2 protein-coding genes are annotated in these 14,353 nt (G+C 64.4%); one reads left to right on the forward strand and one right to left on the reverse strand.

The features are described 5' to 3' along the window. Positions 1–113: 113 nt before the first annotated feature. Positions 114–12,845 carry a filamentous haemagglutinin family protein gene (locus tag VL15_RS17900; RefSeq protein WP_048247545.1) on the forward strand — a complete coding sequence of 4,244 codons (12,732 nt, stop codon included), beginning with the start codon at positions 114–116 and terminating at the stop codon, positions 12,843–12,845. A gap of 127 nt (positions 12,846–12,972) precedes the next feature. On the opposite strand, the gene VL15_RS17905 is transcribed toward VL15_RS17900, so the two are convergent. Continuing rightward, positions 12,973–14,304 carry a substrate-binding domain-containing protein gene (locus tag VL15_RS17905; protein ID WP_048247547.1) on the reverse strand — a complete coding sequence of 444 codons (1,332 nt, stop codon included), beginning with the start codon at positions 14,302–14,304 and terminating at the stop codon, positions 12,973–12,975. Between the last annotated feature and the right edge of the window lie 49 nt (positions 14,305–14,353).

Consider the following 14,353-nt stretch of genomic DNA (forward strand, 5'->3'; position numbering starts at 1 on the left):
ATTCGGGGTGAAGAATGGCAGCACGCGCACGCACGGCACGACAACCTGACGCGATGGGTTCGCGCCCGGTCCTGAAATCGGAACTGCGGCCGCTGGTCCGGGCCGTGGCCCTGATGCTGCTGGCGGGCGTGTCCGCGCACGCGCAGGCGGCCGGCATCATGAACCTCGGCGCGGCGACCGCGCGCGCATCGGGTGGCGGTGCAGGCGGCGCCGGTGGCGCGCCGGGCATGCCGAATCTCGGCGTGTCGCCGCAGCAGGCGCAGCAGGCGAGCCAGCCGTCGATCCGCAACCTCGGTTATGCCGCGCATGCGATTGCCGCGCAGATCGCCGCGCAGCAGAACGCGGCCGCGGCGGCGGCCAAGCTGCCGTCGACCGTGCCGAACGGGCTCGCGCCGGGCGGGCTGCAGGTGGCGGCCGGCGCGACGAGCGACACCAACAATCCCGTGCTGTGGTTCAACGCGAACGCGCCGACGCAGAACGTCGACGCGAACGGGCATGTGAACGTCGACGTCAAGCAGACCGGGCAGAACGCGGTGCTGACGTGGGAGACGATGAACGTCGGCCGGCAGACGACGCTGAACTTCGACCAGTCGGCCGGCACGCAGACGAACGGCGCGAACAACTGGGCCGTGCTGAACCGGATCAACGACCCGAGCGGGCGGCCGAGCCAGATTCTCGGCAACATCACCGCGCAAGGGGCCGTGTATGTGATCAACCGGAACGGCGTGCTGTTCGGTGCGGGGTCGCAGGTCAATGTGCATTCGCTCGTTGCGTCGTCGTTGAACCTGCTCGATATGAAGAATCAGCTCGTGCCGACGCCGGCGGGTATCGTCGCGAGCAATCAGCAGTTCTTGAGCATGCCGGCGGGGACGACGGGTGGGCTCGCTTATCCGGAGTCGGGGAGTTCGAACGGGGTGACGGGGTCGGGCAATCCGAACGAAGTGCTGGGCCTCGGCAACAAGGTGTCGCTGACTGGCGCGTATCAGGCGCCGGGCGACGTCACGATCGAGCAAGGTGCATCGATCACGACGCACACCAACGGCACGGCAAGCGATGGCGGCTTCGTGCTGGTTGCGGCGCCGAACGTGACGAATGCGGGCAGTATCTCGGCGACGTCCGGGCAGGTCGTGCTCGCCGCGGGCGTGGGGGTCAGCCTGCGGCCCAACGCAACTGGAGCGACGGGCAACCCGCAAGTCCTGCTGCCGGAGTTGAGCGGGCAGATCGTGACGGTCGATCCGGTCACCGGGGCATCGATCGACGTGACACCCGCCGGCACGCTGACGAACACGGGCATCGTGCAAGCCGCGCGCGGCAACGTGAACCTGCTCGGCAGCCGCGTTGCGCAGAACGGTGTGGTCGGCGTGACGACGAGCGTGAACACGCCGGGCACGATCACGATTTCGACGGCGGACGAGTTCGCGTCGAACAATCCGCTGGGCAATCCGTATACAGGTACGACCCCGGTCACGGGCGGTACAGGTGGCGGCGACAACATCAATCGTGCCGGGTTGCTGAGCTTCGGGCCGGGATCGGTGACGACCGTGCTGCCGGACAACAACGGCCAGACCGCGACGTCGACGCCGGGCACGACGTTCACGCCGGGCGGCATCACGATGACGGCCGGTTCCGTGTGGCTCCAGGGCGGCTCGCTGATCGAGGCGCCGGGCTCGAACGTGTCGGTGACGGCCTACGCACCGTCGATCGTGTCGAACAAGGTGCCGGGCCAAACCGCGGTGCCGGGCCGCATCTACGTAGATGACGGCGCGACGATCGACGTGTCGGGGCTCGCAAACGTGCAGGCGCCGATCTCGCAGACGCTCGTGACGGTCGACCGGATCGGCCAGAACGAACTGGCGGATTCGCCGCTGCTGCGCAACAGCTTTCTGTTCGGGTTGAAGGGCGTCGTCGTCGACAGCACGCTGACGGGCACGCGCAGCGACGGCGTGCAGTGGGTCGGCAGCCCGATCCTGAACCTGTCGGGTTACGTGAACCTGATTCCGCGCACCGTCGATCAACTGCTGACCAACGGCGGCACGATCACGCTGTCGGGCAACGAGGTGATGACCGCGACCGGCTCGTCGATGAACCTGAACGGCGGGTATGTGCATTACAACGGCGGGATGGTCAACACGACGCGGCTCGTCGATGCCAATGGTGCAATCGTGCCGATCGGGCAGGCGAGCCCGTACGACCGCTATGTCGGCATCGCCGGGCAGTTCGTCGAAAGCCATCCGCGCTGGGGCGTGACGAAGTCCTGGTTCAACCCGCTGCAGACGAGCGGCACTTACCAGTCCGACTACATCGTCGGCGGCAATGCGGGCACGCTCGATCTGTTCGCGTCGCAGGCGCTGGTGCTCGACGGCGACATCAGCGCGCAGGCGTTCGGCGGCGCGAAGCAGATGCAGGGCAACAGCCTGCCGTCGGGCGGCACGTTCAACCTCGGCGCCGATCCGAAGCTGGCCGGCGGGGTGCTGGCCGGGATGACGTGGAACGTTGGCGCCAACCCGACAAGCACGTTCAACGGCATCTCGGGCTTTGCGATCCTGCAGGACGATGCGCCGCAACTCAGCGCGTTGATGCCGGGTTTCTCGATCGGTACGCCGATCGACAAGACCGCGTACCAGTCGCTGGCCGCCAACGATCCGAACAACCTGCCGACGACGCAGGTCGTGCCCGTCAAGAAGCTGAACAACGGCGGTTTCGCGAACCTGAACGTGTCGGAGGACAAGAACGCGGGCAAGGGCATCACGGTCGCACAGGGTACGCAACTGAACCTGCAGCCGGGCGGGTCGATCTCGCTCAACAGCACGGCGATCGGTGCCGACGTGAATGTCGCGGGGCGACTGTCCGCACCCTCCGGTTCGATTTCGATCACGAGCGGCGGCAATGTTGTCGTCGGGCCGCAGGGCGCGATCAGCGCGGCTGGCCAATGGGTGAACAACGACGTGCAGGCCGCGCCTGGCACGACGCCCGGCAACAGCCAGTTCATCAACGGCGGGAGCATTGCGCTGTCGGCGACGCAGGGATCGACCGTCGTGAACGGCGGCAACGTGGACACGACGGGTTCGATCCTGCTGCAACCGGGCAGTGTGCTCGATGTGTCGAGCGGCGGCGAAATGCTCGCGAACGGCCAGTTGCTGATGCAGAACGGCGTGCCGGCCGGGCGTGGGGGAAACGTTGCGCTGCAGACGTATGCCGCTCCGCAGTCGACACAGCAGTTCGGTCATACGCGCGACAGCGGTTCGGCCTTGCCGACTTCACAACCCACGGCGGGAACGATCGCGATGGGCGGTACGATCCTGAGCGAAGGTTTCTCGGGGGGCGGCACGCTGACACTGGAGGCGCTCGGCTTCCGGATCGGCGGAGACCGCGCGGCAGCGTCGCCATGGGATGTGTATCTGCCTGAAAACTTTTTCTCGCAACAGGGCTTCGGCAAGTACGTGCTGAACGCGTACTACGATTCGACCATCGCACCGGGTGCAACGGTCGCATTGACGCAGTTGAATCGCATTCCGGATGCGTTGGCGCTCCAGCAGGCCGGCTCGGGGACGAATCTGTCGGCTGGCGGTCTGACGACGATCGGTCAGCTCGACTCATATCACCGGCAACCGACGAACCTCGTGTTGACGGGCGGGAATTACGGCGTGTGGCTCAGCACGCCAGACGGCCCGTCGCCGTCGTATTCGGGCGTGACGGGTGCGGTCACGCTGGCGGCGGGGGCGTCGATCAATGCGGACGCCGGTGCGAGCGTCACGCTCGCGTCGCCGAAGCAGGTTACCGTGCTCGGCGCGGTGGTCGCGCCTGGCGGGTCGATCATGCTGAGCGCCGATACCGGGACCATGACTGCTCAGCCTGGGCAACTCAATGTGTTCGCACCGAGCAACAGCCGTTCCGTCTGGCTCGGGTCCGATGCGACGCTCGACGTGTCGGGTGTCGCGCTTGCCAATCCGCTTGCCGCGCCGGTCAAGGTCGGCGGAACGACGATCGTGCCGAATACCGGCAAGGTTCTGCCGGGCGGATCGGTGACGTTGTCGAGCGATTCGGGCTACGTGGTTGCGCAAGCCGGCTCGAAGATCGATGTGTCGGGCACATCGTCGAACTTCGACCGGTTGCAGGCGAACGGCATCTATGCGTCGCAGCCCGTGTGGAGCGATGCCGGGTCGATCACGCTGTCGGCCGCATACGGTCTCTTCGCGGATGGGACTCTGGCTGGCCACGGCGGAGCGTCGCAGGCGCGCGGCGGCACCTTGTCGATCCTGCCGCATCAGAACGACGGGTCGGCCGGTGCAACGGCGCTCGTCGTACGGCAGAGCGGAACGCTCGTTCCTGCCGGGTTCGCACCCGGCCAGGATTTCTCGACCGCGATCGATCCGACCACCGGACAACCGATCGGCCAGCCGACCGGCGTGATCCAGTTTGCCGCCGATCGCCTGAACGATTCGGGAATCGCGAATCTCGTGCTAGGCGACAGTACGCCATCTCCGTTCGCCGTGCCGCCGATCGCGTTCGCCGGCAACGTCAACCTGACACTCCCCGAATCCGTGACGCTGAATACCGGCCGGATCGCGGCGATCGGGATGGATCAGCTTTCGACGCTGCTGTCGACGCCGGCCAAGCCGGCAGGCGGCAGTTCGGTGTTCGCGGACCTGCTCGCGCAACCGCCGGCCCATCCGCTCGGCACGACGGTGGCGATCAACGCGCCTTATGTCGCGCTGGTCGGTCCGACGGCGCCCGCAGCGACACCTGCATTCACGCCCGTCGCGACGCGCTCCGATGCGACGTTGAGCGTGAACGCGTCGTTCGTCGATCTGCGCAACCAGTTCCAGCTCAACAACTTCGGCCAGGCGAATTTCAACAGCAGCGGCGACATCCGTCTGAGCTCGACCAATCAGTCGGGCAATCTGCTTTCGCCGGGCATGCTGTATACACCCGGCAACGTGACGTTCAACGCGGCGAACCTGTATCCGGCCACCGGCAGCACGTTCATCGTCGATGCGGTCGGTCCCGTCGACCCGGTGACGGGCAAGCCCGCGCCGACTACCGTGACCTTCGGAACGACCGGCTCGTCCGGCACACCGCTGTCGGCGGGCGGCACGCTGCTCGTTGATGCAACGAACATCGTGCAGGGCGGCACCGTGCGTGCGCCGTCGGGCTCGCTCGTGTTCGGTGTCGGCGATCCGGCCAATGCTGCGACACAGAAGCAGTTCGGCAATCTGCCGCTCGTTGCGACCGATTCGGTGACGTTCGCGAACGGCAGCGTAACGTCGGTTTCGAACGGTGGATCGATCATTCCTTATGGCACGACGATCGACGGCGTCGAATGGCAGTTCAATCCGCTCGCGGGCACGAGTGTGCCCGACCTGAATGCACCGCCCGCCAAGTACATCGGCGTGAACGGCACCAGTGTCGCGCTCAACAAGGGCGCGACGATCGACCTGTCCGGCGGCGGCGACCTGCAGGCCGCCGAATGGGTGCCGGGCACGGGCGGCACGCGCGACGTGCTGTCGCAATACAACGTGAGTTATGCAAGCGGCAAGGGGGCGACGGCGGTGCCGGTCAATGCGGGCGCCGGGAACGTCTACGCAATCGTGCCGGGCGCGCAATCGCCGGTTGCTGCGTACGATCCGCTGTTCGCGCAGACAGTGCAGCCGGACATCGCCAGCAACGGTACGGCGACGACCAAGACCGTTGCGCTTGGTGTCGGCCAAGCCGGGATGAACGACGCGATCGGCAAGGCCGTGTACCTGTCCGGCGTGCCGGGCCTTGCGGCTGGCTACTACACGCTGCTGCCGGGCAAGTACGCGACGCTGCCGGGTGCATACCGCGTGACGGTGTCGGCGACGACCGGCAACGTCGTGCCGGGCGCATCGCAGGTGCTGCCGGACGGCACTGTCATGACGGCCGGGTACTTCGCCGATGCGGTGACGGGCGGGCGCAGCGCGACGCCGACGCTCTTCAACGTGCAGTCGGGCGCGGTGTGGCAGCAGTACTCGCAGTACACGCTGAAAGGCGCGAATACCTTCTTCACCGCGCAGGCCGCGAAACAGGGCAACGTGACGCCGCCGCTGCCGGTGGACGGCGGCCAGCTCGTGCTGGCCGCGACGAAGGCGCTCACGCTCGGCGCGACGCTGAACGCGGCGGCCGGTGCGGGCGGCGCACCGGCCGAGGTCGACATCGCGTCGCAAGACATTCAGATCACCGGCAACGGCAGCGGGGCGCTGCCCGGTTATCTGCAGATCGGCGGTGATGCGCTCGATTCGCTGAACGCGGGCAGCCTGCTGATCGGCGGCACGCGTGCTGCGACGACGAAGGGTGTGACGATCACGCCGATCGCGAACAGCGTGGTGGTGTCGAACAACGGGAACTCGTCACTGAAGGGCCCGGAAATCCTGCTCGTGACGAAGACCGATGCGAGCGGCACGGACCTGAACGCGGCGAACGGCTTGCGCGTCGACGCAGGCGCATCGATCGTGGCGGCAGGCGACTATCCGGCTGCGAAGGATCAACCGATCACGATCGCCGGCGACGGCGCGCTGCTGCGCGTGTCGAACGGCGCGATGGCGCCGCTCGCGCGCACGGGCGGCACCGGCACGGGGCTGCTGACGGTCGGCGCAGGCGCGACGCTGTCGGGTGGCCAGGCGCTGATGCTCGACTCGTCGGGCAATCTGAAAGTCGACCCGAGCGCGGTGCTGTCGGCGAAGGCGATCACGGCGGACGGTTCGGCGATCACGGTCACCAATGCGACTGGCGCGGCCGCTGTGAACCTGCCAGGCTTCGTGATCGATCAGGCAGGACTTGCGCAGCTCGCCAACGCGGATCTCGTTTCGCTACGCAGCTACGGCGCGATGGGTTTCGTCGGCGACGTGAACGCGACGTTCGGCAAGAGCGTCGACCTGAGTGCGGGCACGTTCACCAGCGATGGCGGCCGCGTGACGCTGAACGGGCAGCAGATCGCGTTCACGAACGAGACGGGTGCGCCTAACGGCACGGTCGTGCCGGGCAACGGCACGCTGACGGTCAACGCGAAGGAGATCGACTTCGGCACGGGCACGAAGACGTTGAGTGGATTCTCGTCGGCGAACATGACTGCGAGTGGCGGCATCGTCGGGCAAGGCACCGGGACGTTTGATTTCGGTGCGCTGCCGGTGACGCTCAATGCACCGGTGTATTTCGCCGATACGAGTTCCGCGTCGACCGTGAAGACGACCGGCGCGTTGACGCTGAACGGCGCAGCGGGCACCGCGTTGACGAAAACGCCGGTGGGTGGCGCATGGCATTTCGTTGGCGGCACGCTCGCCGACAACGGCGCGACGATCGCCGCACCGGCCGGCAACGTGAGCCTCGAGGCGACCACCGGCAACCTGACGATCGGCAGCGGCTCGACGGTCAGTTCCGCGGGCGTGTCGAAGCAGTTCTTCGACGTGACGCAATACGCGCCGGCCGGTTCGATCGTCCTGACCGCCGATGCGGGGACGGTCGATGTGCAACCGGGCGCGACACTCGATTTCTCTGGCGCGAAGGGCGGCGGCGCGGCGGGCAGCCTGACGCTGTCGGCGCCGAAGCAAGTCGTGAATCTCAACGGCACGATCAAGGGCGGCGCGACGAACGGCTATGCAGGCGGGTCGCTGTCGCTCGACACGGCGGGTGCAACGGATCTGGATTCGCTCGCGAAGACGCTCGCATCGAGCGGCGTGAACCAGTCGATTGCCGTTCATACGAAATCGGGCAACCTGACGCTGTCGGCCGGCAATGCGCTGACTGCGCGTTCGGTGTCGCTGACGGCCGATGGCGGCGCGGGCAATGCGTCGGATACGGCGAACGGCAACGTGAACGTGCTGGGGACGATCGATGCGTCGGGCAATGCTGGCGGGCAGATCAGCCTGTTCGGCAAGAGTGGTGTCGATATCGAGGGCTCGCTGCTCGCGAAGGCAACCAATGCAAGCCAGCGCGGCGGCAAGGTCGTGATCGGCACGAGCGCGACGTTCGATCCGACCGCGCCCGATCCGTACAACGCGACTTACGGTTACGAGAACGTGTCCGCGGCGCAGTCCGGATTGATCCGGCTCGGTTCGAACGCATCGATTGACGTGTCCGGCGGTACGCCGGGCGGCACGCTCGACGGTACGGTCAATTTCCGCGCACCGTTGTTGCGGGACGGCACGGTCAACGTCGTGCTCGATGGCGCCGGCGTGCATGGTTCGCGCAAGACGACCGTCGAAGCGTACGCGGTGTGGAGCTCGGCGGATGCGACAACCGGTTCGCAGCATTTCGACGGCCTCATCGATCCGGCCGGCTGGTACGACGGCAGCGGCCACCTGCTTGCCGGTACGTTCACGGTGCCGGGCAAAACGCCGGTCACGTACAGCTACGCGCCGGGTGGCGCGGGCGGCGGGACGCTGACCAACAACGCGACCGGGCAGTCGACGGCGGTGACTGAGGATCAATTGCGTAACGGGATTTCCGGCAGCAGCTTTGCGGGCCTGACGGGCGCGTATTTCGCTCCGGTGACCGCGAACGCCGATCATGTCGCGTTCTATGGGTATCGGGCCAACGGCACCGGAACGTCGCCGGGCACGCTGATGGCGTTCGTCCAGCATGGTCCGGATGGTGTTGCCGGCCAGTTCGCCAATGCGTCGCTGCAGAACTTCAACGTCGTGCCGGGGATCGAGCTCGACAACCCGGGCACGGCGGTCAACGGCGGCAATATTTCGGTGGTGTCGAACTGGAACCTGGGTGCGGGGGCGCCGAACAACAGCGGCAGCATCACCCCCGATTTCCGCTATCGGTCGACGATCGCGCCGACGCTGACGTTCCGCGCGGCGAACGATTTCAATGCGTACGCAAGCATCTCGGACGGGTTCTATCAGAGCCAGGTGGCGTCGATTCTCGGCGGGTCGGGGCCTGCTACTGCGACCGGCACTTATACGGACTCAAAGCAGAAGTTCGATCAGCTTGTGTCGATTGATGACCCGACGCAGGTGACGGTGACTTTTACGAATGGAGATACGGCGAGCCTGACGTCGCTCGATCCGAATGCAACACTTGCCTCGCCGTTGTTGGGGCAGACTGCCGGCTACTACTCGGCATATCTGTCATATACCGGAGCGTGGCAAAAGGATATTGAAGCGTGGACATCACCGGACTCGGCGTCGGCTTATATCGGACACATTTTGCCGGTCAAGCCGTCGGTTAAGCCCCCGCCGGCGCTTGCCAATTTTGCGACCTACACGGACTATCTGACCGCGTACTGGGGTGCAGACCTCACCGTTGCTTCTGCACCCGGCTCTTATATGAACGGGTACAACCGCGTGACGGTCACCCGTTTCGGTACCCCTGCTGCGCCGACTCCGCCGACCAGCCTCGCAGCAAACGCGCCATTGTCCGAACAGAATGCATACTTGGCCAAATACGCAAGCTACATGCTTGCTTATGCGGATTATTTTGGTAATCGGCAATCGAGCGTGATCGGGCCTCCGCGATTTGCGTACAACCTGTTCTATGCCCCAATCGCACCGGGATCGGTGCCGGATTCGGGTGTCGTCAATATCGGCGTGTTACCAGGCAATACGGCAGCAAACGTGCCGACCGCAAACAACCCGTTGCCGGTAGCATTTGCGACGTTGCTCGGTGGTGAAAGCTCCTCGTATCGGGTCGTGTCCGGCGCTGACGTGCGGAGTTCGAACCCGTTCGCGTTGCAACCCGTTTCAATGCTTACGAATGCAGGGGGCCGGCCGGCCGGTACCGGCAATGTGATGCTGAGCGGACATGCCAGCTATGTCGACAGCAACGGATTGACACTCGTCGAACCGGTGACGATCCGTACCGGTACGGGCTCGATCGACGTCGTGGCCGGCAACGACGTGTCCTTGTTCGACGCGACGAAGGTTGCCGATTCGTCCACCTTGATCATTCCTGGCGTGATCTATACGGCCGGCGCACCTGCAGCGGGAGCGCCGCCGGTCGGCGCCGCGACCGCGATTGCGCATGGAGCGGGCGGCACACAGGACGTTCTGGTCACGCCGGCAGTGAATCCCGATTCGGCGGGCGACATCACGATTCATGCCCAAGGCGACATCACCGGCATGCAGAACGTGATCGATACGACCGGAGCGGTAACGGGAGGGGCCGGAAACAGCATCAGCCAGTACTGGTGGCAGTGGATGCAGATCACTGGAGCGAAAACGTCGGACGGATTTTTTGTCCTTGCCCCGTTGACCCGGACCTCGATCGATTTCGGTGCATTCGATCAAGGCGTGATGAGCGTCGGTGGCAACGTATCGATCAGTGCTGGTGGCAATATTTCGGACCTCGCCGTGTCGTTGCCGACCACGTGGTACCTGAATGGAAGCGGCAAACCGGTCACGGTCGGTGGCGGAAATCTGACGGTGCGGGCGGGCGGGGACATTTTGAGCGGTGACTACTTCGTTGCGAAGGGAACGGGGGCGCTATCGGCTGGAGGGAGCATTGGGTCGGATATTTCTGCAACATCATGGACGGTCGGGCGAACGCCGATCGCGGTGTCTACCGTGCTTGCTACACAGGACGGGATATTCGATGTTGCCGCGCGCCAAGGTGTGGATGTCGGTGCGGTACTGAATCCGTCTTATGCGAGCAGCTATACGCCGAGCGCCGGGCAGCCGACTAGTGTCGTCAATCTTTCCAGTTACGGTCAGTATCCTGACAACCAGAGTTATTCGCCTACTTCTGCAGTCAACGTGCTATCCACGACCGGCGACGTCCGGCTCGGTACGCTCGGAGGCATGTTGACTGGTGCGAACGGCGTGCTGCCCGCTAGCGTGAATCTGACCGCGTTCAACGGAGCGATCGATATCCAATCCGGAGGGGCACTCTTTCCGTCGGCAGTGGGGCAACTGAATTTGGTCGCAGATCAGTCGGTGTACCTTTCCAACGTATCGATCACGCGAACCAACGTTGCTTTGCCCAATACGTTCGGTTTATCCGACGCCGATCCATCGCAGATGCCTTCGCCGACTAACCCGAAACTGACGGCGAATATCCCGGTGTTGACGGATACGACGCTCGCGGCACATGCGCTAAATGCACTTCACGGCGACGACATGCAGCCGGCGCGCCTTTACAGCCTGAACGGAAGCATCGTCAACGGCACTGTCGATACTCCCGGCGTGAGTGACGGTTTCTATCGGAATCTAGTCACACTTTCGATCGATAAGCCGGCGCTCGTGCAGGCCGGACAGGACATCGTGAACCTTGCGTTCTGGGGGCAAAATTTGCGCAGTTCGGACGTGACGCGAATCGTTGCCGGTCGGGACATTTTCGACACGCCGGTTCCGCTCAACGGAGGCGGCGCAGTTCCGGTTCTGTCGCTTGGTGGGCCGGGTTGGTTCGATATTCAGGCCGGACGCAATATCGGCCCGCTGACGAGCCAGGCCGAGTTGTATAACCAGAAAGCCAACACGGTTGGAATCACGCACCCGTTCACGGGCATCGACGCAGTCGGCAACGCAAACAATCCGAACCTGCCGCATGAAAGCGCGAACGTCAATGTGCTGTTTGGTGTAGGCCCAGGCGTCGATCTGCCGGGGTTCGTCTCGACCTATATCGCACCGGGCAGTTCGGTTGCCGGCGTGCCGAGCGCAACGCCTGCATTGATCGCGTTCATGGAGCAGTACGACGCGGGGCTTGGCGTCGATACGGGCTTGCAGGCGGACAAGGACGCCGCGCTGGCGAAGGTTGGACGGTTGACGGCCGACGACGCTTGGAAGCAATTCCAGGCGTTGCCGTCATACGTACAGCAGCTCTTCGCGGAAAAGGTGCTGTTCGGCGTGCTCGCGCAAGTCGGTGCCGACTTCAATGATCCGGCGAGCCGATACAGCGGCCAGTATGCGAGAGGTTATCAGGCGATTAATACGCTGTTCCCGGCTTCGTTCGGCTACACGGCGAACAATCTGGGTGGCGGTTCGAATGGCTCGAACAAGCAGGTCGCCACGGGCGATCTCGATATCCGCAGCACGACGATCCAGACGCAGCAAGGCGGCAATGTGACGATCCTCGGGCCGGGCGGGCAGGCACTCGTCGGCAGCACGACGGCGCCGCCGCAGATCGTGGACGCCAGCGGAAACGTGGTGGCAGGCCCGGGCACGATGGGGATCCTGACGCTCGAAAAAGGCAACGTCGATATCTTTACCGACCAGAGTGTGCTGCTTGCGCAGAGCCGGATCTTCACCGAGCAGGGCGGTGACATGACGATCTGGAGCTCGAACGGCGACATCAACGCGGGCAAGGGCGCAAAGACGTCGGCCGATACGCCGGCGCCGCAGTATGTATGCGATGCGAACCATTACTGTACGGTCGACTCACGCGGGCAGGTGACGGGAGCGGGTATCGCGACGCTGCAGAGCATTCCGGGGGCGCCGAAAGGCACGGTCAACCTGATCGCGCCGCGCGGGACCGTCGATGCGGGCGATGCCGGCATTCGTGCGGGCAACCTGAACGTTGCGGCATTGCGAGTGGTGAATGCGGACAACATTCAGGTGACGGGTAAGGCGACCGGCATTCCGCTCGTACAGGCGGTGAACACGGGCGCATTGACGGCTGCAAGCTCCGCAGCATCGGCGGCGAGTCAGATCGCGCAGGACGTTGCGAAGAACAATGCATCAGGTGTGGCGCCGCGTCGCTGGACGATCAGCGTGCAGGTCGAGGGCTTCGGCGATAGCGGTCCGGATGGCGGTTCGAAGCGGCGCAGGTCGGAACAGGTTGGCTACGATTCGTCGAATGCGGTTTCGTTGCTGGGGTTCGGCGCAGCGGGGCCGACGCAGAAGACGTTGCTCAGCAAGGAGGAGTTGGGGAAGTTGAACAGGTTCTGAATTGCGTTGGAAGGAATGTTGAAGGATGAAGACGTCGAGAGTCGACGGCGCTTGTTAGCGATGGAGAACGATAAACCACCGGATCTCCCCGGTGGATTATCCGATTCCATCGGGCTAACGACGCTTTCTAGCGTCCGGAAAATATGCCTGGACCGCAAACGTCAGGGTTGCCGATATCGAGAACATTGTAGCTTCGATTGCTAAGGAAGTTCGCGGAGATGGCGGTTTGGAGACGCGACGGCACTGTGTCGAAACCATTGCCACGGATGACCGAAGCATAGCTCGCGTTTGTGTAGTGGTAGTTCAGGAAGTCAAGAATAGTCATCGTCACTGCGGAACTCGCGTAGCACTGGCTCAGGATGATCTGGCTCATACCCGAAACCGGATAACCGGACGATGGGTTGGCCAGAGCTACATATGACCAGCCGGAAACCGGAGCCCATTTGGTCGGATCGGCCAGGTCGGTGCCGATGGGGGCAGCAATCGTCCCCAGAGCCTTCGTCGCGTTCGCGTACGTCGGAGCGTAGTACTTCGTGTCCTTCGTGTTGTACAGGCTGGCGATCGGGAGCTGCAGCGCGCCCGATGACGTCACGACCGCGCTTTGCGACGCGAGGAACGTGTTCGTATACGCAGGGCTCAAATAGGCGACGGCCGCCGTGCCGGCTGAATTCAGCGACGCAAGTGAGTTGCGAACGCCACCGTCACCCGAAGTCGCGACGAAGTTCGATGGCACGCCGGTCGGGAATGCCCAAATATTCGCGAACGTCAGCGAATCGACGAACGTCACGCCGGCCTTCGTGTTGGCCGTCGTACAAACCGCAGCCAGGTGTCGGGTCAGCAATTCGGTCGTGCCACTGCCATCCCTGCGATAGACGACCGTGATCGGCGCGTTCAGCGAATAGTAGCCGCCGTCCGGATTGGCGACCTGATTCCAGTTCGTGATCTTGCCCGAGAAGATGCCGCACGGATCGTCATCGTTCAGCGCGATGCTGTGCGCCTGACCCGGCGTCGTCTGCGGCGTCGTCGAGCTCGTCACGGCCGGGCCATTGACGATCGGCACCGTGATGGCCGTCACGATGAACGGGATCTGGATCAACGGGCCGTCGGTGGTGCCGCGGCCGGTGTTGTTGTACGCCGTGACCTGAGCGGTCGTGAGTGCGGCGTCGCTATTGGCGAAATGAACTGCGCCTGTAACGCCGGCACCAAAGAACGTCGGCTGGTTGTTCAGGAACGCGTATTGGCCGGCTCCCGAGCCGACCGAATAGTACGTGAACGTGCCTTCGGACGTGCCGAACAGGCCGATTTCGGTCGCCGGGTTCGCGGTGCTGCCGAGCAATGGTGCGACAAGCGACGAGCCGCCGCCCTGGATGATCGGGCCCGCAGCGAATACGTGCTCAGCGTTCATGCCCGAAACGACGAGAGTCAGAGCCTGACAGATTTTTCGTTTGATGGAGTTCATGATGAGTTGTCTCAGTGCCGCCGGGTTCGCGTGCATCCATCGAGACATC

The organism is Burkholderia cepacia, from assembly GCF_001039005.1.
GTDB classification, from domain to species: domain Bacteria; phylum Pseudomonadota; class Gammaproteobacteria; order Burkholderiales; family Burkholderiaceae; genus Burkholderia; species Burkholderia theae.

Excerpts from the sequence above, each read along its gene's own strand:
- VL15_RS17900 (WP_048247545.1), top strand. The coding sequence starts at position 114 with ATGCTGCTGGCGGGCGTGTCCGCGCACGCGCAGGCGGCCGGCATCATG.
- VL15_RS17905 (WP_048247547.1), bottom strand. The coding sequence starts at position 14,304 with ATGAACTCCATCAAACGAAAAATCTGTCAGGCTCTGACTCTCGTCGTT.